Consider the following 16,819-nt stretch of genomic DNA (forward strand, 5'->3'; position numbering starts at 1 on the left):
CTCAGAGGGTTTTGGGTGTCCCGGCCGGGCCCGCTTCGCCGCCGCCCTGGTCGAGGCGGAAGGGCGGATAGACGTCCGTCATGAGACTCGCGTAGGCGGCGACGCGCAGCACCCAGCGGTTCAGGCCGACGACCAGGTCGAACAGGTCGCGGGGATAGCGCTCGGTGAAGGCGAGGGTGAAGGCCGCGATCAGCGCGAGCAGCGTGATCAGGCCGCCGCTCCACCAGCCGGCGCGCATGCCGCCGGTGAAGAACGCCAGGACCAGGTAGTGGGGGATCGCCAGAAGCCACCACTTGACGAGCACTTGTGCGCGGGAGAGCCGCTGCGGGTAGGCGATGTCGAGCCGCGCGGGGTAACCGGGCTCCCGGCCCAGGCTGAAGGGCGGGTACCGGTCGGTGCCGAGCGCCCCGTACGAGTAGTACGACACCCGCCACGACCAGCGGAGGACGCCGAGGTTGAAGTCGAACAGGCCCCGCGGATAGCGCTCGGTGAACAGGATCGCGAAGAAGGCGATCACCGTCACGACCAGGAAGGCGATCCACAGGAAGAACAGCACGATCCAGTGCGGGATCACCAGGACCCACTTGACCAGCCACAGCCAGCGGGACAGAGGGGCGTCGAGTTCGGCCGTCACCTGGACGGGGGCGTACGGGGTACGTGGCGTGTCCATGCTCTCACTTCCTCGGTCTCACTCACTCGGTGGTCTCGCTCACCCGGTCCTGCGCCCCCGCCCGGTCTGGTCTCATGCGGCCCGGTCTCATGTGGCCTGGTCCGCCTGCCCGAGCCGGTCGACGACCCCCACGACGCCGTCGACGCTGTTGCAGAGCCGGAGGAGGACGGGCACGAGGCCGGGACGGGAAACGGTGCCGCTGAGGGTGACCCGGCCGTCCTCGACCTCCACCGACAGGTCCGACGGGTTCAGCCCGAGGGTGCGGGTCACCACGTCCTCGACGATCTCCTCCTGGATGGCCCGGTCCCTGCGGAGGAACAGCTGGATCAGGTCGCTGCGGCTCAGCACCCCCAGCAGCCGCCCGTCGTCGCCCACCACCGGCAGGCGCTTCACCCGGGCCCGGTCCATGACCCGGGCGGCGCGCACCACGCTCCAGTCGGGCCGGGCGACCACGGCGGGACTCGACATGAGGCCGCCCGCCGTGTCGAGCCCGCTGCCGGCGGCGCGGCGGCGGACCAGATCGGCCTCGGAGACGACGCCGACCGGCCGCTCCTCCTCGTCCACCACACAGACGGCGGTGATGTCGAACTCGTCCAGGAGCCGGGCGATCTCCTTGAAGGACGTGTCCCGTCCGACACTGACGGCCGTGGGCGTCATCAGCTCGGCGACGCTTCGGTGCCTCATGGTCCGGTCACCTTCCCTGCGGTGCCCCCGTCTCTCAGGGTGCTCCGTGTCCGTCGGTCCTGGGAGGGCCGTCCGGCCCCCACGCGTGTCCGTGGTCCTCGGCGTACGCCGCGAAGACCCGCTCGGTCCCCTCGCCCGTCCGCAGGAAACGCTCGTCGAGCACGACCGCCAGGTCGTCGAGCGCCCGGCGCAGCACCGAGGCGGAGAGCCGGACGTCCGGGTGGCGCGCCTCGTCGGCACGGTCGGCGAGGCCGAGGGCGTAGCCGAGCTGACGGGGGAGGGCCGTGTTCTCTTCGCCGTCGTGGAAGTAGTACGACTCGGGGTACTGCATGAAGTCGACGGCGGCGGTGGACAGGGCGGCGGCGAGCCCGTCGAGGAGCGCGGCCCCGCCGTCGGAGTCGAGCGCCCGGGCGGTGACCCGGCTGCGGCGTACGTGGGACAGCCGCAGGGCCAGTGCCCTGCGGCGGGCGAGGGCGGGGTAGATGCCGAGGATCCACGTCACGGTCGCCGACAGGAGGACGAAGCCCACCAGGGCCTCCAGGGGCGCGAGCACCCGCAGCCAGCCGGCGGTCGGCGCGATGTCGCCGAAGCCGAGCGTCGTCAGGTTGACCAGGGAGAGGTACAGGGCGTCCACCGGGCTCGCGTGCTCGGCCGGAGCGAGCCCCGGCGCGTACGAGAAGTCCTGCGGCATGCGCGGCCAGTAGACGAGCGCCCAGCCCACGGCCACCGCCAGCATCCAGACGGCGAGCACCGTGACCATGCCGAGCGGGCCCGCGAGCCCGGCGGGGCGCCGGCGCGCCCCGCGATGGGCCGACAGACGCCACACCGCACGCATCACCGTCCTGCTCAGACCGCCGTGCCGGGTCGGGTGCCAGAGCGTGTGGAACACCTCCCGGAGGATGAGCAGCACCAGAAGAGCGCCCAGCGGCGTCGCGAGCCACGTCATTCCGGCACCCTTCCCGTCCGGGGCGGGGAGCCGCACCCCGGACCCGCCACCTCGGCCCGGTGGCACGGCTCGTCCGCTCCACCGGGCGCCGCGCTCACAGCTCGGTGGCGAGGGTGAGCCCGCACCGTACGTCCACGACGCCTTCGACGGCCCGGGCCAGCCGTTCCGCGACCGGGATGAGGGAGCTGTCGCGCACATCGCCCGTCAGGGTGACGACACCGGCTTCGACGCGTACCTCGATCCGGTCCCGTGAGAGAGGGAACAGGTGTGCGACGACCTCGTGGCGGACCTCGTCGGCGAGCTCCTCGTCCGGGCGGAGGAAGACCTTGAGCAGGTCGGACCGGCTGACGATGCCCCGGATCACGCCGTCCCCGTCCACGACCGGCAGCCGCTTCACCCGGCGGGTGGCCATGAGCCGGGCGGCCTGCGACAGGGACGCTTCGGGGCCGACGGTGACGGCCGGAGCGGTCATCAGCTCCGCCGCCCGGTCGGAACCCGCCTTCGCGGTGGCGTCGTGCCGCCGCAGCTGCTCGACCATGCCGAGACGGCGGTCGTGGAACTCCTCCTTGAGGAGCAGATCCGCCTCGGACACCACCCCGACGACCCGGCCCTCGCCCTCCAGGACGGGCAGCGCGGTCACCTTCCACCGCTCCATGGCGGCGACGATCTCCTTGAACGCGGTGTCGGGCCGAACGGCGACGACCTTCTCGGTCATCACGTCGGCGACGGTGAACGGTCGTGAGGTCATGGTGTCCTCCAGCCCTTCCGATCCTGCCCTGCTCAGCCTTCCGCCGCTCGGCGGCGGGCGGCAGGGCCGCGCAGGGCACATCAGGAGGTCCGAAGGGCCCACACCGGCCGCGGTCGCGCGGGACGGTCCCGGTTGCGCCGCCGCGGCTTCGCGGAACCCTGGAAGGAACCGCAGTCCAGGAGGATCCGCGCATGGCCGCTTCCGGTGCTTGGCCCCGTACCGCCCGGGCATTCGGGCGGATCCGGCCGCGGGAAGCCCGATGAACGGCCACCCCACCGGCTCAGGGCCCCCGCACGCCGTCGTCCTCGACACCGACGGCGTGCTGCTCGACTCCGCCGCCGTCCACGCGGCGGCGTGGAAGACCGCGTTCGACGCCTGCCTCGCCGAGCGGGCGGGCGAGGGCCGGAGGAGCGAGCCGTTCGACGCCGACACCGACTACCGCCGCTTCGTCGACGGCAGATCCCGGTACGACGGAGCCGCGGCCTTCCTCGCGGCCCGCGGCATCCGCCTGCCGCCCGGATCGGCCGACGACCGGCCCGGCTGCGGGACGGTCCGGGCCGTCGCGGCGCGCAAGGAACAAGCCTTCCTGGACGCCCTGCGCACCCGGCCGGTCGCCGCCTTCGAGGACGCCCGGCGGGCACTGACCGCCCTGGGCTCCCTCCACGTGCCGTGCGCGGCGGTCTCCGCCTCCCGGCACGCCGGGGCCCTGCTCGCCGCCGCCGGGCTCGACCGGCTCCTCACCGCCGTCGTGGACGGCGAGGACGCGGCCCGGCTCGGACTCCCCGGTAAACCGGATCCCGCGCTCTTCCTCCACGCGGCACGCGTCCTCGACGCCCGCCCCCGGGACTGCGCGGTCGTCGAGGACGCCCTCGCCGGGGTCCTCGCGGGCCGCCGCGGCCGCTTCGGGCTCGTCGTCGGCCTCGACCGCGCCGCCGGCCGGCCCGCCGCCCCCGCGATGCGGGAGCGGGGAGCCGACCTCGTCGTCACCGACCTCGTGGAACTCCTGGAGACCGTGTGGGGAGCCGTCCCATGACCGGCGGACCGGGGTGGGTGTGGCGGTACGACGGCTACGACCCGGCGCGGGAGCGGCTGGTGGAGGCGCTCTGCACGCTCGGCAACGGCCGCTTCGCCACCCGCGGCTCCGCACCCGAATGCGCCGCCGGCCCCACGCACTACCCGGGCACCTACCTCGCAGGCTGCTACGACCGGCGCACCTCGCTCCTCGACGGCCGCGAGGTCGAGAACGAGGATCTGGTCAACCTGCCGAACTGGACCCTGCTGAGGTACCGCTGCCTGCCGGAGGACCGCCCTGCCGGGGAGTGGCTCACGCCCGGCTCCGACCGGCTGCGCCACTACGAGGCCCGGCTGGACCTGCGGCGGGGGGTCCTCGTCCGGAACCTCTTCTTCCAGGACGCCGAGGGGCGCGGGCTGCGCGTCGGGCACACCCGGTTCGTCCACATGGGGGACCCCGGGCTCGCCGCCCAGCTCACCACCTTCCACGCGTACGGCTGGAGCGGCGAGGTCGAGGTCGAGTCCGTGCTCGACGGCGACGTCGCCAACGCGGGCGTGGAGCGCTACCACGACCTGGAGAGCCGGCACCTCACCGGCCACCGGACCGTGTTCGCACCCGGCGGGGTCGCCGGGCTGTCCTGCCGTACGCACACCCCGGGCCATCTGATCGCCCTGGCCGTTCGCACGGACACCCACCCCGAGGCCCCCGCCCGGACGATCGGCACGTCGACCGGCACCGTGCAGGTGTACCGCCTGCCCGTCGCCAGGGGCCGCCCCGCACGGGTGGCCAAGACGCTCGCCCTGCACACCTCGCCGGCCGGCACCCCGGAGGAGCCCCTGGCGGCGGCCGTCGAGGCGGCCGGCCGCGCGCCCGCCTTCCCGGCCCTGCTGGCCGCGCACGAGGCGGCCTGGCAACGCCTCTGGGAGGAAGGGAAGCTGAGCGTGCCGGGGGAGGCGGGCCGCATCCTGCGGCTGCACGTCTTCCACCTGCTGCAGACGCTCTCCCCGCACACGGCCGCACTCGACGTCGGCGTCCCGGCCCGGGGGCTGCACGGCGAGGCGTACCGGGGGCACGTCTTCTGGGACGAACTCTTCGTCCTGCCCTACCTCGACCTCCACTTCCCCGAGGTGGCCAGGGCCCTGCTCCTGTACCGTCACCGGCGCCTGCCCGCCGCCCGCGCGGCCGCCCGCCGGGCGGGCCGCCAGGGCGCCATGTACCCCTGGCAGAGCGGAAGTTCGGGAGAGGAGGAGACCCAGGAGGTCCACCTCAACCCGCGCTCGGGCCGCTGGCTGCCCGACCACTCCCGCCTCCAGCGACACGTCGGCTCGGCCGTCGCGTACAACGTCTGGAAATACGCGCGGGCCACCGGGGACAGCGGCTTCCTGCACGGCGAAGGGGCCGAGATCCTGCTGGAGGTCGCCCGCTACTGGGCCGGATCGGCGGTCCTCGACCCGGCACTGGGGCGCTACCGCATCCGTGGCGTGGTGGGACCGGACGAGTACCACGACGCCTACCCCGGTGCCGCGGCCCCGGGCATCGACGACAACGCCTACACGAACGTGACCGCCGCCTGGGTCCTCGCCCGCGGCCTCGACCTGCTGCGCGAACTGCCCGGTGCGCGGCGGGCGGAGCTGTCCGAACGCCTCGCCCTGGACGAGGAGGAGACCGCCCGCTGGGACGAGGTCTCCCGCCGCCTGCACGTGCCGTTCCACCAGGGCGTGGTGAGCCAGTTCGAGGGCTTCGGGGAGCTGGCGGAGCTCGACTGGGAGGCGTACCGGGCCCGTTACGGCGACATCCGCCGCCTGGACCGGATCCTGGAGGCGGAGGGCGACACCGTCAACCGCTACCAGGCGTCGAAGCAGGCCGACACCCTGATGCTCGGCCACCTCTTCCGCCCCCGGGAACTGTCCGAGCTGTTCGCGCGGCTCGGCCACCGGATGGACGACGGCGTCTGGCGCGCCACCGTGGACTACTACCTGCGCCGCACCAGCCACGGCTCGACCCTCAGCGGCCTCGTCCACGGCTGGGTGCTCGCCCGTCTGAAGGGCCCCGACGCCTGGCGGTACTGCGAGGAGGCCCTGCTCTCCGACGTGGCCGACATCCAGGGCGGCACCACGGGGGAGGGCATCCACCTGGGAGCCATGGCCGGCACGATCGACCTGGTCCAGCGCGGGATCACCGGCCTGGAGGCGGGCCCGGACGGCCTGCGGGTGGCGCCGGTGGCCCTGAAGGAGCTGCCCCGGTTCTCCTTCACCCTCTGCTGCGGCGGCCACCGCGGCGTACGGCTGCGCTTCCTGCCCGGCCGGCTGGGGGTACGGGTCCCCGCAGGACCGGGCGGGCCCCTTCCCCTCGTCCTGCCGGGGGAGCGGAGGTTCGCCGTCCCGCCCGGCGAGGAGCGGTGGTTCTCCCTGTGAACGGACCGGCAGGCGGGAGCTCAGCCGAAGGCGAGCACCTCCGAGGCGGGCCGACGGGGCGTCGCGCGGCCCGCCGGTCCGTAGCCCAGGCGGATCACCATGTGGACGTAACCGATCGCCGAGAGGGGATCGCGTGCCTCGAAACGGAGTTCCGGCCATTCGAGGGGCTGTGACATGAGGGAGGATGCGATCCCGTCGAGGGTGGCCTGGAGCAGCACCCGCTGCATCGCCTGACCCGCCCTCAGCCACGCCTCCGGGGTGTCCTCGGCGGTTCCGAGCAGGGCGATCTGCGGCGCCTTCTCGAAGCGCACCGACGGCCGGCCGGACATCCGGCCCGGGCCGCCGAAGTCCCTGACCGGGGCGGTCACGTCGTACTGTCGGGGACCGAAGGCATAGGCGGGGATGCCGTCGGCGTCGGCCGCCTCCCCGGCCGCGCCCGTACGTGTCCAGGCGGCGATCTCCGCCCGTACGGCCTCGTCCGCGGCCTCGAACAGCTCGGAGACGTGGACGAGGCCCATCACGGTGTCGGTGTGCCAGTCGCCGGGGACGACCAGGCGGCAGCCCTCCAGGAGCGCGGCGGCGCGGAGACCGTCGAACAACTCGGCGGGAATCCGCTCCTCGGTGAAGGGGAAGCGACTGGTGTGCCGCCGGGACAGAGCGGGGTGGAGCACGTCCAGTCCGGCGTCGGCGTCCTCGGGCCCGTCGAAGCGGACGTCGGCGAGGTGCCACGGGTCGCCGGGGGACGGCAGCAGCCGGACGACGGGGCGCAGACCCCGGTGCACGGCGGCGACCCGGAGGTTGAACAGGGCGGCGCCGCAGCCGAGGTGGAGGGCCCGGTGGTCGGGGTCCTGCCGGGGCATGCCGCGCGACGGGTCGGCGTGCAGCTCGACGGTGGCGGACGCCTCGCGGTGGACGAACCGCCAGGGCTGGGCGTTGTGCATCGACGGCGCCGTGACGGCGTCCTCGACCAGGGAGGTGACGAGCGGACGGGGCAGAGCGTCGGGGAACACGGTACGTCCTGTCTGTGCGGGGGACGGTCACTCGGAGAAGTCGTAGGCCGTCCGCGTGGACGGAGGTGTGAGACGGGTGTCGTCCTCGCGTGCGGACAGCTCGTCCACGACGGCGACGACGCCCTCCACGCGCTCGGTGAGCCGCAGGAGCATCACGGCCTGACTCCGCAGCCGGAGCCGGCCCGCGAGGGTCACCACACCGTCGAGCACGTGCACGTCGACCGCGTCCTGCGGCAGGTCCATGGCGTCCGCGAGGATCTCCTCGCGGACGCGGCGTCTGATCTCCGGGTCCGGCCTGAGGAAGACCCGGAGCAGGTCGCGGCGGGTCACGATGCCCACCAGCCGCTCCTCCTCGTCGACCACGGGAAGGCGCTCCACGCCGCGGCGCACCATGAGACGGGCCGCGTCCGCCGCCGCCTCCTCGGCGTACACGGTGACGGCCGGCGAGGTCATCACCCCGTGGACGGTCGGGGCCCGGCGGGCCAGGAGGTCGCTCTCGGAGACGACCCCGACGACGTGATCGTCCTCGTCCACGACGGGCAGCCCGCTGATGTCGTGCACGGCGAGCAGCTTCGCCGCCTCCCGGAACGACGTGTCGGGGAGGGCGGTGACCACGTCGTCGGTCATCAGGCCGGCGACCTTCAGGTGCTTCATCACGGTCCTCCTGCTTCTGCGCGGTCGAAGAGCGGGCCGGTCCTCCCGTCACCCTCCTTCGTCACTCACCACCGTCCACCGCCCGCCGGACTTCCGTGAGGGCCGAACGGTCCCCTGCCGGGCCCGACCGGGCCCCGGGGCTGTCCGTCACGGGGCGGTCTCCTCCCGGCCGCCGAACTCCATCCGGACGTCCACGACCCCCTCGACGGCGCGGGTGGCACGCGCGAGCAGCGGCACCAGCGCACGGTCGGGAAGCGTGCCCCGCAGCGTCGCCACCCCCTCCACCACGGTCACGTCCAGCCCCGTGAGCGCCGCTCCGTCGAGCACCGACCGGCGGATCTCCGCCTCGATCTCGTCGTCCTTCCGCAGGAACACCTTGAGCAGGTCGCTCCGGCTGACGACCCCCTCCAGCATGCCGATCTCGTCCACCACCGGCAGCCGCTTCACCTTCCGCCGGGCCATGATCCGCGCCGCCTCGGGCAGGGAGGCGCCCGCGTGCACGGTCACCGCCGGACTCGACATGAGGTCCCCGGCCCGTACGGCCCCGGCCTTCGCGGCCTCCGAGAGCTCCCCCGGCCCCGGATCCGCTCCCCGGAACGCCTCCTTCGGCAGCAGATCCGCCTCCGAGACGACCCCCACGACACGCCCCTCCCCCTCCAGGACGGGCAGGGCGCTCACCTTCCACTGGTCCATGAGCGCGACGATCTCCTTGTAGGGCGCGTCACGGCCGATCGCCACGGCGGTGTGGGTCATGACGTCGCTGACGGTGTGGTGCGAAAGGGCTGCGGAGTGCATGGGGCCTCCTTCATGGTGTCCCTTCCAGTCTCGGCGGGCGCCGGTTCCCCCGGGAGGGCCGGATGGTCCCCAGGCCGTCGGGACCGTCCGCCCGTCCTCGGTCAGCGCCCGCTGGAGCAGCACCGTGTCCACCCAGCGGCCGTGCTCGTGGCCCACGGCCTTCAGACGGCCCGCCTCGGTGAAGCCGAGACGGCGGTGGAGGGCGAGCGAGGCGGACGTGCCGGAGTCCGCGACGACGGCGATCATCCGGCGGACCCCGGCCCGGCCGCAGCCGGCGACGAGGGCCCGCATCAGGGCGGCGCCCGGCCCCCGGCCGGTCACGTCCGGGGCGAGGTGGACGGAGTGCTCGACCGAGTGGCGGCAGGCGGGCTTCGGGCGCCAGGGGGCGGCGTACGCGTAGCCGACGACCCGGCCCCCCCGCCTCGGCCACCAGGAACGGGAGGCCCCGCGCCGTCAGCTCCGCCGGACGCTCGTGCCGGTACGGGAGCGGCGGCGGGGTCTCGTCGAAGGTGACCACCGTGTGGTGCACGTAGTGGGCGTAGAGGGAGGCGACGGCCTCCAGGTCCCCGGGACGGCCGGGCGGATCAGCGGGCTCTGTCCTGTCATCCGGCCGATCGTAGGCGTGCGGTGGGTACGGCGGTACGGCGGGCACCGTGGACACGGCGGGCGCGTCGGGTGCCGTCGGCGGTCGTGCGGTCGGACCGCCGGCGGCCGTACCGTCCGCGGTCGTGCCGTCGGCGGTCGTGCGGTCGGACCGCCGGCGGCCGTACCGTCCGCGGTCGTGCCGTCGGCGGTCGTGCCGTCGGCGGCGGTCGTGCCGTTCGTCACCCCGGGCGAAGCTCGTCCCATGAATCCCGCCCACAGGACCGGCGCCCACGGCGCCGCGGTGTACTACGGTGATCCCGCCGCCCCGCACGTCCTGCGGGTCTTCCCGGAGCTCCGTGATCCGGGCCGCCGCCGGATGGCCGACGGCCTGCTCGGCACCTTCCGCGCGGGCGCCGACGACGGGCGTCTCGTCGTCCGGTTCCACTTCGCCGCCGCCCCCGACGACACCGTCGGCGGCAGAGGGGCCCGGCGGACCGCCCGAGACGGACCGCCCGGCCGGGAGGGCGAGGGTCCGGGAGGACGCGTGACCGACCCTCCCGCCCGGCCGCTCCGCTCCGTTTGCGGAGCCGGGACGCCCGGGTTTGAGTGTGGGTGACCCCCCACGCCCTTCAGGAGTGCTGACATGTCGATGGCGTTTGGTTCCCCCTTCGGTCCTTCCGACCCCTTCGGTGATCTGCTGAACCGATTCTTCGGGATGTCACCGGCGTCCTCGCCACCGGCCGTCCAGCGCGTCCCCATCGGACGCCTCCTCACCGAGTCGTCCCGCGAACTCCTGGGCACGGCCACCCGCAAGGCGGTCGAGGACGGCACCACCGACCTCGACACCGAGCACCTGCTGTGGGCCGCCACCCAGGTCGAACCCACCCGCCGGCTCCTCTCCCGCGCCGGCGTCGACCCCGACGGGCTCGCCGACCGGATCGCCAAGGTGCTGCCCCACGAGGCGGCCGAGCCCTCCGCCGAGCCGGGCCTCACCCCCGCCGCCAAGCGGACCCTCGCGCTCGCCCACGCCACCTCGCAGGCCGCCGGCGTCTCGTACATCGGCCCCGAGCACATCCTCGGCGCCCTCCTCGGCGACGCCGACTCCGGCGCCTCCCGGTTCCTGCGCGCCGAGGACCTCGACGTCTCCGCGCTGCGCGGCGTGGCCGACCGGGCCGCGCGCGGCGGCGACACCGCGATGCCCGCCGCGCCGCAGCAACCCGCCACCACCCTCGACGAGTTCGGCCGCGACCTCACCGAGGAGGCGAGGGCCGGCAGACTCGACCCGGTCGTCGGCCGCGCCGAGGAGATCGAGCAGACCATCGAGATCCTCTCCCGCCGCTCCAAGAACAACCCCGTCCTCATCGGCGAACCCGGCGTCGGCAAGACGGCCATCGTCGAGGGCCTCGCCCAGCGGATCGTGGCCGGTGAGGTCCCCGACACCCTCAAGGACAAGCGGGTCGTCTCCCTCGACCTGTCCGGCATGGTCGCCGGCGCCCAGTACCGCGGCCAGTTCGAGGAACGCCTCAAGAAGGTCATCGAGGACGTCCGGAAGTCCGAGGGCGACATCATCCTCTTCATCGACGAACTGCACACCGTCGTCGGCGCCGGCGCCACCGGCGAGGGCTCCATGGACGCCGGCAACATGCTGAAGCCCGCCCTCGCCCGCGGCGAGCTGCACGTCGTCGGCGCGACCACCATCGACGAGTACCGCAGGTACGTCGAGAAGGACGCCGCGCTCGAACGCCGCTTCCAGCCCGTCCTCGTCCCCGAGCCGACCGTCGAGGAGACCGTCCAGATCCTCGAAGGGCTCCGCGACGCCTACGAGGCCCACCACCAGGTCCGGTTCGCCGACGGCGCCCTCGCCGCGGCCGCCGAACTCTCCGACCGGTACATCAGCGACCGCTTCCTCCCCGACAAGGCCATCGACCTCATGGACCAGGCGGGCGCCCGGGTCCGGCTGCGCAGCGCGGGCCGCTCCACCGAGGTGATCAGCCGCGAGGACGAACTCGCCAAGCTGCGCCGGGAGAAGGACCAGGCCGTCGCCGCCGAGGAGTTCGGGAAGGCCAAGGAGCTCAAGGAGCGGATCGCCGAGGTCGAGGGCGAGCTTGCCGGCATCGAGGAGCGCCGCGAGGGCGTCGTCTCCGTCACCGCCTCCGACATCGCCGACATCGTCTCCCGCCGCACCGGCATCCCCGTCGCCCAGCTCACCACCAGCGAGAGGGAACGCCTGCTCGGGCTGGAGGAGGAGATGCACGCCCGGATCGTCGGCCAGGACGAGGCTGTCACCGCCGTCTCCGAGGCCGTCCGCCGCAACCGCGCCGGCATGGGCGACCCGGACCGGCCCGTCGGCTCCTTCCTCTTCCTCGGCCCCACCGGCGTCGGCAAGACGGAACTCGCCAAGACCCTCGCCGAGCTCCTCTTCGGCGACGAGGGCCGGATGATCCGCTTCGACATGAGCGAGTTCCAGGAGAAGCACACCGTCGCCCGGCTCGTCGGCGCCCCTCCCGGGTACGTCGGCTACGAGGAGGCCGGCCAGCTCACCGAGAAGGTCCGCCGCCAGCCGTACAGCGTCGTCCTCTTCGACGAGGTCGAGAAGGCCCACCCGGACGTCTTCAACACCCTCCTGCAGATCCTCGACGACGGGCGCCTGACCGACGGTCAGGGCCGCACGGTCGACTTCCGCCACTGCGTCGTCATCATGACGTCCAACATCGGCGCCCACCGCATCCTCGCCCACGGGGGCGACGCGGCCGAGCTGAAGGACGAACTGATGGAGGACCTGCGGAGCCGGTTCCTGCCGGAGTTCCTCAACCGCATCGACGACATCATCGTCTTCCACAGCCTCACCGAGAAGGACCTCACCGAGATCGTCGAGCACCTCCTCGACCGCAGCAAGCACCGCGTCCACGCCCAGGGCATGACCCTGGAGGTCACCGAGGCCGCGACGCGGCTGCTCGTCGCCCACGGCCACCAGCCCGAATTCGGCGCCCGCCCGCTGCGCCGCACCATCCAGACCGAACTCGACAACCGCATCGCCTCCCTCCTCCTCGGCGGCGAGGCGGAGCCCGGCGACACCATCGTCGCCGACGTCATCGACGACTCCCTCCACTGCACCGTCCGCAAGGGCGACGGCACGGCGACGGAGGAAGCCCGGGCCGCCTGACGGCTCGCGCACGACGCCGAGGTGTCCCCTCACCGGCCGGTCGCGCCGGGCACCGCAGCCACCCGGCGCGACCGGCACGTCCCCGCTCTCGACGGGAGTCGCATGGCCGTCCCCCCAGCCCGTCCCCCGACTCGTCCTCGGCCCGCCCACCAGAGCCGCGTTCTTCCTCACCCTCACCGTCGCACCCGCCCGCGAGGGCGAGGTACGCGAAGGGCTCCAGGAGCTGTCCGCGCTGAGCGGCTCCGTCGCCTTCCGCGCCCGTGACGACGCCCTCGCCTGCGTCGCGGGCCTCTCCTCCGACGCCCGGGACCGGCTCGTCGGCGGACCCCGCCCCCGCGACCTCCCCCTTCGCACCGCTCCAGAGGCCTCGGCACCGGGCCCCTGCCACCCCCGGCGACCTGCTGCTCGACCTGCGGGCCCGGCGCGCCGACCTCTGCTTCGAACTCGCCCGGATCGTCCTCGACCGCTTCGGGGACGCCGTCATCGCCGTCGACGAGACGCACGGCTTCACCTACTTCGACGACCGCGACCTCCTCGGCTTCGTCGAGGGCAGCGAGAACCCCACGCGACCCACCGCCACCGCCACCGCCGCCGTCCTCGTCGCCGCCGGCCGCCTCACCGAACTCGCCGCGCCCGCTGACGGGGCGGACGCCCGGCTGCGCGAGGCCCGTCCGCTGGTCGAGCTCCGCGTCCCCTTCACCGTCGACCGCTCCGCCGTCGACTCCGTCGAACGCGGCGCCAAGGACGCGGACCGGCAGCCCGTCAAGGACGCCGCCCGCACCCTCGCCCTCGTCGCCGAGGACCGCACCGTCTTCGACGGCCCGTACGCCCTCCTCCTCGGCGCCGAGGAGTACCGGGCCGTCAGCGAGACCTCCGACCACGGCCACCCGATCGCCGCCCACCGCGCCCGGATGCTCGACGGCCCGCCGATCCGGGCCCCCGCCGTCAAGGGCGGTTTCGTGCTCCCCACCCGCGGCGGGGACTTCGAACTCCGCCCCGGCCAGGACGTCCCCATCGGCTGCACCCGGCACGACGCCTCCACCGCGGAGCCGTACCTCCACGAGACCCTGACCTGCTTCACCTGCACGGATGAGGCCGTGGTCGTCCTGGAGACATGACCCGGAGGCAGGGCGCCGCACCCGCCTGACAGACTCGGCGGCATGAGCAGCACGCCCCCGCGCCGTCCCGCCGGATCGACCCCGACCGTCGTCGTCGTCGGGGCGGGCCCCAACGGGCTCGCCGCCGCCGCCCTCCTCGCGGAGACCGGACTCGGCGTCACGGTCCTGGAGGCCGCCGACACGATCGGCGGCGGCACCCGCACCGACGAGGCGATCCTGCCCGGACTGCTCCACGACCACTGCTCGGCCGTCCACCCCCTCGCGGTCGCCTCGCCCGCCCTCCGCCACCTCCGCCTCGACCGGTACGGCCTGAACTGGCGGCTCCCCGAGATCGACTGCGCCCACCCCCTCGACGACGGCACCGCCGCCGCCCTGCACCGCTCGGTGGCCGGGACCGCCGCCGGGCTCGGCGCCGACGCCCCCCGCTACCGGGCGCTGCTCGCCCCCTCCGTACGCCGCTGGGAGGCGCTCGCCGGGGACGTCATGGGGCCGCTGCTGCGCCTGCCCGACCACCCGCTGCTCCTCGCCCGGTTCGGGCTGCCCACCGCCCTGCCCGCCACCGCCCTCGCCCGACTCTTCCGCACGCCGGCCGCCCGCGCCCTGTGGGCGGGCGTCGCGGCCCACGCGTACCGCCCGCTGACCGAGCCGTTCAGCTCGGCCATCGGACTCGGCATCCTCACCGCCGGCCACGCGGCCGGCTGGGCCGTCGCCGAGGGCGGCTCCCGGGCGATCACCGACGCCCTCGCGGCCGTCCTCCGCGCCCACGGCGGCCGGATCGAGACGGGCGTCAGGATCACGGACCACAAACAGCTGCCGCCCGCCGACGTCACCCTCCTCGACCTCGACCCCGCCCAGGTCGCCGGCGTGTACGGCGCCCTGCTGCCGGCCCGGACGGCCGCCGCGTACCGCCGCTTCCGGCGCGGCCCCGGCGCCTTCAAGGTCGACCTCGCCGTCGAGGGCGGCGTGCCCTGGCGCGCGGAGCCGCCGCGCCGCGCCGGGACCGTGCACCTCGGCGGCCCGCTCGCCGAAGTGGTGTGCGCCGAGCGGGAGGTGACGGACGGCCGGATGCCGGAGCGCCCCTTCGTCCTGGTCGGCCAGCAGTACCTCGCCGACCCCTCCCGCTCCGCCGGCGACGTCCACCCCGTCTGGACGTACGCGCACGTGCCGCACGGCTACGACGGCGACGCGACCGGCGCGATCCTCGCCCAGCTCGAACGCTTCGCCCCCGGCGTCCGCGACCGGATCCTCGGCATGCGCGTCACCCGCCCCGCTGACTTCGCCGCCGCCAACCCGAACTTCGCCGGCGGCGACATCCTCACCGGCGCCAAGACCGTCCCCCAGCTCGTCCTCGGCGCCCGCCCCGCCCTCGACCCGTACGCCACCGGCCTTCCCGGCGTCTACCTCTGCTCGGCCGCCACCCCGCCCGGCCCCGGAGCCCACGGCATGTCCGGCGCGGGCGCGGCCGCGGCGGCCCTCCGCCACCTGGGCGTCCGGCCCCCCTGGCGGTAGCCGGTCACACCGAACGCCCGGCGGGCGCGGGGGAGGAGGGCGCGTGCCTACGTACGCCACCAGGGCTCGCGTACGTAACGGCTCTCCGTGGCGGTGCAGCCCAGGCCGTTGGAGACCTCCTCCGCGTCCAGGTTCCAGCCGACCACCCCGTCGCCCTTCCGGCTCAGCTCGATCAGCCGGGCGTCGGCGGTGCGGGTGCCGTCGGTGACCCGGCACTCCACGATCGAGGTCCACGCCTGTCCGTCGAGCGCCGAGAGGAAGAACAGGAACGGCAGGACGACGACGGTGAGGAGCAGGGCCACGACCTGCTCCGCGCCCGCGGCGCGGCGCAGCCACGGGGGAGGGCGGTAGCCCGGATCGTGCGAGGCGCCGTGCGAGCGGTGCGGACGGCGCCGCCCGGTCCGGTACTCCACCACCACGCCCGCACGGAGCGCGTACGCGGCGAGCGCAGTCGCCAGCCCCCACCACGGCCCGAAGAGACAGGTGTCGATGACGCCGACCGCGAGCGGGTTCACGAGGGTCAGCGCCACGCGGCGCAGGGCGGCCGCGGGGCCCCGGCCGCCGGGCACGGCGCCACGCGCCGCGAAGACGCCGAAGACGACTCGGGAGACGACGACGGCGAGCACCGAACCGAGCAGCGGATCGGTGATCACCATGCCGAGCAGCACGTCCGGCCAGTTCGCCGGCTCCATGCCCACGAACACGTCCCGCACCGCGTCCCCGCCGCCCACCGTGTACGCGACCTTGGCCACGGGCACGGCGAGCGCGAGCGCCATCAGCACGGTGTGCCCCGGCCCGCCCTTGCGGTCCGCCCGGCGCTCCTCCTCCAGGTCCCGGTCGACCGGGTGCCGGTCGGTCGGGGCCCGGTCGGCACCCGTCTCGGCCGAGCCGGTCAGGAGCCGCCGCCCGGCGCGCCCACGGAGAGGACGACGGCGGTGGTCCGGCCCAGCGGCGTCGCGTACGCGACGCTGTCCCCGGCCGCGTGCCCGAGCAGCGCCCGGCCGAGCGGACTGTCGGCGGTCACCAGGGCGGGATCGTCCGCGTCCGCGAGCTCGCCGATGTGCACGGTCGACTCCGACCCGTCGCCGAACCGCACGCTCACCGTGCTGCCCACGCCGACCTTCCCGGCCGGCGGCGCCCCCGCACGCGAACCCTCCCGCAGCCGCTCCTCGATCTCCTCGATCCGCGCGTCCAGCCGGTCCGCCTCCGTGGCCCGCCGCAACTCGTCGGCCTGATCGGCCTGGTCACCCGGCTCCCCGGCGTCACCGAGCGTGGCGGCGACGTGCGCCCGTTCGGCGCGCAGCTCGGACAGTTCACGGTTCAGCGCCGCGCGGGCGGCCTCGCTGATGGGCTCCGGTCCAGCGGTCATGACTGCTCCCGTCGTGCGGTGGCGGGGACGAAGAACGACGCTTCCATTCCGACATCACCGTGAAATCCCGTCAAATCGCACGAAGCGTCGCCTCGGGCGCCCGGGGGCTTGGAAAACCGCTGGCGCCTTCCGCGGGCGGGGC

Annotated in this window: 15 protein-coding genes and 1 pseudogene; 6 read left to right on the top strand and 10 right to left on the bottom strand. The window is 74.4% G+C overall.

Annotated elements, in window-relative coordinates; all coding sequences use genetic code 11:
* Position 1: 1 nt before the first annotated feature.
* From QK442_RS11485 to QK442_RS11500, 4 genes are all read right to left on the bottom strand, one after another.
* Positions 2-670: a DUF4389 domain-containing protein gene (locus QK442_RS11485; RefSeq protein WP_282693792.1), complete on the bottom strand. Its 669-nt coding sequence runs from the start codon at positions 668-670 to the stop codon at positions 2-4.
* An 87-nt stretch (positions 671-757) separates the two neighbouring features.
* Positions 758-1,354: a CBS domain-containing protein gene (locus QK442_RS11490; protein WP_282693793.1), complete on the bottom strand. Its 597-nt coding sequence runs from the start codon at positions 1,352-1,354 to the stop codon at positions 758-760.
* 34 nt (positions 1,355-1,388) lie between these two features.
* Positions 1,389-2,300, bottom strand: a complete 912-nt coding sequence (locus QK442_RS11495) for a potassium channel family protein (RefSeq protein ID WP_282693794.1) — start codon at positions 2,298-2,300, stop codon at positions 1,389-1,391.
* Positions 2,301-2,394: 94 nt separating this feature from the next.
* The gene (locus QK442_RS11500; protein WP_282693795.1) at positions 2,395-3,048 is read right to left on the bottom strand and encodes a CBS domain-containing protein; all 654 of its coding nucleotides are present in this window, start codon (positions 3,046-3,048) and stop codon (positions 2,395-2,397) included.
* A 259-nt stretch (positions 3,049-3,307) separates the two neighbouring features.
* Here QK442_RS11500 and QK442_RS11505 point away from each other — a divergent pair, with 259 nt between their 5' ends.
* Positions 3,308-4,081: an HAD-IA family hydrolase gene (locus QK442_RS11505; protein WP_282693796.1), complete on the top strand. Its 774-nt coding sequence runs from the start codon at positions 3,308-3,310 to the stop codon at positions 4,079-4,081.
* Complete coding sequence (locus QK442_RS11510; RefSeq protein WP_282693797.1) at positions 4,078-6,474, top strand: glycoside hydrolase family 65 protein; 2,397 nt, start codon at positions 4,078-4,080, stop codon at positions 6,472-6,474. Before QK442_RS11505 ends, QK442_RS11510 begins: the two co-directional genes overlap by 4 nt.
* Before the next feature lie 20 nt (positions 6,475-6,494).
* On the opposite strand, the gene QK442_RS11515 is transcribed toward QK442_RS11510, so the two are convergent.
* The 4 genes and pseudogenes from QK442_RS11515 to QK442_RS11530 all read right to left on the bottom strand — a co-directional run.
* The gene (locus tag QK442_RS11515) at positions 6,495-7,484 is read right to left on the bottom strand and encodes a nitroreductase family protein (RefSeq protein ID WP_282693798.1); all 990 of its coding nucleotides are present in this window, start codon (positions 7,482-7,484) and stop codon (positions 6,495-6,497) included.
* A gap of 27 nt (positions 7,485-7,511) precedes the next feature.
* Positions 7,512-8,138: a CBS domain-containing protein gene (locus tag QK442_RS11520; protein ID WP_282693799.1), complete on the bottom strand. Its 627-nt coding sequence runs from the start codon at positions 8,136-8,138 to the stop codon at positions 7,512-7,514.
* A gap of 147 nt (positions 8,139-8,285) precedes the next feature.
* Positions 8,286-8,933 carry a CBS domain-containing protein gene (locus QK442_RS11525; RefSeq protein WP_282693945.1) on the bottom strand — a complete coding sequence of 216 codons (648 nt, stop codon included), beginning with the start codon at positions 8,931-8,933 and terminating at the stop codon, positions 8,286-8,288.
* Between the two features lie 240 nt (positions 8,934-9,173).
* Positions 9,174-9,317 (bottom strand): annotated as a pseudogene (locus tag QK442_RS11530) (GNAT family N-acetyltransferase); the annotation flags it as partial.
* A gap of 463 nt (positions 9,318-9,780) precedes the next feature.
* On the opposite strand from QK442_RS11530, the gene QK442_RS11535 reads away from it, so the two are divergent.
* The 4 genes from QK442_RS11535 (at position 9,781) to QK442_RS11550 (ending at position 15,308) form a co-directional block, all read left to right on the top strand.
* Complete coding sequence (locus tag QK442_RS11535) at positions 9,781-10,134, top strand: hypothetical protein (protein ID WP_282693800.1); 354 nt, start codon at positions 9,781-9,783, stop codon at positions 10,132-10,134.
* A gap of 27 nt (positions 10,135-10,161) precedes the next feature.
* Positions 10,162-12,681, top strand: coding sequence for an AAA family ATPase (locus QK442_RS11540; protein WP_282693801.1), 2,520 nt, complete (start codon positions 10,162-10,164; stop codon positions 12,679-12,681).
* A 260-nt stretch (positions 12,682-12,941) separates the two neighbouring features.
* A complete protein-coding gene (locus QK442_RS11545; RefSeq protein WP_282693802.1) occupies positions 12,942-13,799 on the top strand; it encodes a family 1 encapsulin nanocompartment shell protein in 858 nt (285 codons plus the stop codon).
* Positions 13,800-13,841: 42 nt separating this feature from the next.
* Complete coding sequence (locus QK442_RS11550) at positions 13,842-15,308, top strand: NAD(P)/FAD-dependent oxidoreductase (RefSeq protein WP_282693803.1); 1,467 nt, start codon at positions 13,842-13,844, stop codon at positions 15,306-15,308.
* A gap of 47 nt (positions 15,309-15,355) precedes the next feature.
* On the opposite strand, the gene QK442_RS11555 is transcribed toward QK442_RS11550, so the two are convergent.
* Both QK442_RS11555 and QK442_RS11560 read right to left on the bottom strand, forming a co-directional pair.
* A complete protein-coding gene (locus QK442_RS11555; RefSeq protein WP_282693946.1) occupies positions 15,356-16,138 on the bottom strand; it encodes a hypothetical protein in 783 nt (260 codons plus the stop codon).
* Positions 16,139-16,200: 62 nt separating this feature from the next.
* The gene (locus QK442_RS11560; protein ID WP_282693804.1) at positions 16,201-16,677 is read right to left on the bottom strand and encodes a GreA/GreB family elongation factor; all 477 of its coding nucleotides are present in this window, start codon (positions 16,675-16,677) and stop codon (positions 16,201-16,203) included.
* Between the last annotated feature and the right edge of the window lie 142 nt (positions 16,678-16,819).

It is taken from the genome of Streptomyces sp. CC208A (assembly GCF_030010625.1).
Taxonomy (GTDB): domain Bacteria; phylum Actinomycetota; class Actinomycetes; order Streptomycetales; family Streptomycetaceae; genus Streptomyces.

What these genes read in the sequence shown, in the direction of transcription:
- QK442_RS11485 (WP_282693792.1), bottom strand. Translation starts at nt 670, where the DNA reads ATGGACACGCCACGTACCCCGTACGCCCCCGTCCAGGTGACGGCCGAA.
- QK442_RS11490 (WP_282693793.1), bottom strand. Translation starts at nt 1,354, where the DNA reads ATGAGGCACCGAAGCGTCGCCGAGCTGATGACGCCCACGGCCGTCAGT.
- QK442_RS11495 (WP_282693794.1), bottom strand. Translation starts at nt 2,300, where the DNA reads ATGACGTGGCTCGCGACGCCGCTGGGCGCTCTTCTGGTGCTGCTCATC.
- QK442_RS11500 (WP_282693795.1), bottom strand. Translation starts at nt 3,048, where the DNA reads ATGACCTCACGACCGTTCACCGTCGCCGACGTGATGACCGAGAAGGTC.
- QK442_RS11505 (WP_282693796.1), top strand. Translation starts at nt 3,308, where the DNA reads ATGAACGGCCACCCCACCGGCTCAGGGCCCCCGCACGCCGTCGTCCTC.
- QK442_RS11510 (WP_282693797.1), top strand. Translation starts at nt 4,078, where the DNA reads ATGACCGGCGGACCGGGGTGGGTGTGGCGGTACGACGGCTACGACCCG.
- QK442_RS11520 (WP_282693799.1), bottom strand. Translation starts at nt 8,138, where the DNA reads ATGAAGCACCTGAAGGTCGCCGGCCTGATGACCGACGACGTGGTCACC.
- QK442_RS11525 (WP_282693945.1), bottom strand. Translation starts at nt 8,933, where the DNA reads ATGCACTCCGCAGCCCTTTCGCACCACACCGTCAGCGACGTCATGACC.
- QK442_RS11535 (WP_282693800.1), top strand. Translation starts at nt 9,781, where the DNA reads ATGAATCCCGCCCACAGGACCGGCGCCCACGGCGCCGCGGTGTACTAC.
- QK442_RS11540 (WP_282693801.1), top strand. Translation starts at nt 10,162, where the DNA reads ATGTCGATGGCGTTTGGTTCCCCCTTCGGTCCTTCCGACCCCTTCGGT.
- QK442_RS11550 (WP_282693803.1), top strand. Translation starts at nt 13,842, where the DNA reads ATGAGCAGCACGCCCCCGCGCCGTCCCGCCGGATCGACCCCGACCGTC.
- QK442_RS11560 (WP_282693804.1), bottom strand. Translation starts at nt 16,677, where the DNA reads ATGACCGCTGGACCGGAGCCCATCAGCGAGGCCGCCCGCGCGGCGCTG.